The following is a 1,271-nucleotide window of genomic DNA, read 5'->3' on the forward strand; positions in this document are numbered from 1 at the left end:
AAACTGGACTTGCAACAAAAAAGTGGACAAAGAGTTAAGCTGCGATAATTTGTTTGTTTAGTTGTTTTTCAAAGTCCTGTGGAGATTTGTATCCCAGCGCAGAATGCAGTCTTTTACGGTTGTACCAGATCTCGATATATTCAAAAATGAGTAGTGCAGCCTGCTGCCTGGTTTCAAATTTATTTTGATAAACACATTCTGCTTTTAAGGTTTTAAAAAAGCTTTCTGCTACCGCATTGTCCCAACAGTTTCCTTTTCTGCTCATGCTTCTGGTAATTAGTGGGTTCTTGTTCAATAAATCCCTGAATTCGTTACAGGAATACTGCAACCACGGTCAGAATGAAAAATTAGTTCATTTATAATTGGCCTGTTCTTTTGTGCCATTTTGAAGGCCGGCATAACTGTTTCCGTTGCCTTCATGGTAGAACTTAATGCCCAGCCAATTATTTTACGATCACCTATATCAAGCACGGTTGTCAAATACAGCCAGCCTTGTCTGGTTTTGATATAGGTAATATCCGATACCCAAACCGCGCCAGTCGTGCCCGGCTTAAAATTCCGCTCCAGCTTGTTTTCCACAATAGCAAACTTGTGAGTGGAATCGGTAGTAGCTATGAATTTGTTTTTTATAATGCTCTGGATTTTTGCTTTCTGCATCAACCTGGCCACTCTCGGCCTGGATACTTTGATTCCCTGCCTGTTCAGTTCCATCGCGATCCTGGGGCTACCATAAGTACCTTTACTATCTGCATGAACTTTTAATATATGACCAGTAAGGTTCTGGTTATCATTATCCCTCAAAGATAAATTACTACACAGCCAGCTATAATAACCACTTCTGCTTACTTTAAACATTTTACACATCTTCCCAATAGTAAATCCAGTTCTGTTGTTTTTTATGAACCCGAATATTTGCCATCGCTCCTGGAGAAGATGCCTACAGCCTTTTTTAGTATATCGCGCTCCTGCTGCATATCCAGCAGTTCTTTCTTTAGCCGGTGAATCTCTCTGCCTGCTCAGGCGTATAGACCACTTTACCTTTACCAGGAAAACTCGTTTCTGCCTTCGTTTCCAGTTCCCTGCGCCAGCGGTATAACAAAGCCGGCCTGATTTCCAGTTCCTTTGCAAGCACGCTCAGATCTGAGCGGCGCTTACTCAATTCTACAGCCATGACCTTAAACTCTCGGTCGTACTGCTTTCTAATTATTGACATATTTCTAAAGTTAAGTCTTTTCCCTTAACCTTCTGTCCATTCAAAGGTAGCAACTCCA

At 41.4% G+C, this 1,271-nt stretch carries 3 protein-coding genes; all 3 read right to left on the bottom strand.

Features of this window, described 5'->3' with window-relative positions; translation table 11 throughout:
• Positions 1 to 34: 34 nt before the first annotated feature.
• From GO621_RS18650 to GO621_RS18660, 3 genes are read right to left on the bottom strand one after another with little or no spacing between them, the layout of a single operon-like run.
• Positions 35 to 265, bottom strand: a complete 231-nt coding sequence (locus tag GO621_RS18650; RefSeq protein WP_198170325.1) for an IS3 family transposase — start codon at positions 263 to 265, stop codon at positions 35 to 37.
• A gap of 26 nt (positions 266 to 291) precedes the next feature.
• A complete protein-coding gene (locus GO621_RS18655) occupies positions 292 to 1,047 on the bottom strand; it encodes an IS3 family transposase (RefSeq protein WP_232335713.1) in 756 nt (251 codons plus the stop codon).
• Positions 992 to 1,213: a transposase gene (locus tag GO621_RS18660; protein ID WP_157569915.1), complete on the bottom strand. Its 222-nt coding sequence runs from the start codon at positions 1,211 to 1,213 to the stop codon at positions 992 to 994. Before GO621_RS18660 ends, GO621_RS18655 begins: the two co-directional genes overlap by 56 nt.
• Positions 1,214 to 1,271: the final 58 nt, after the last annotated feature.

This window comes from Mucilaginibacter arboris, assembly GCF_009754915.1.
GTDB lineage: Bacteria > Bacteroidota > Bacteroidia > Sphingobacteriales > Sphingobacteriaceae > Mucilaginibacter_A > Mucilaginibacter_A arboris.

Excerpts from the sequence above, each read along its gene's own strand:
- GO621_RS18650 (WP_198170325.1), bottom strand. The coding sequence starts at position 265 with ATGAGCAGAAAAGGAAACTGTTGGGACAATGCGGTAGCAGAAAGCTTT.
- GO621_RS18660 (WP_157569915.1), bottom strand. The coding sequence starts at position 1,213 with ATGTCAATAATTAGAAAGCAGTACGACCGAGAGTTTAAGGTCATGGCT.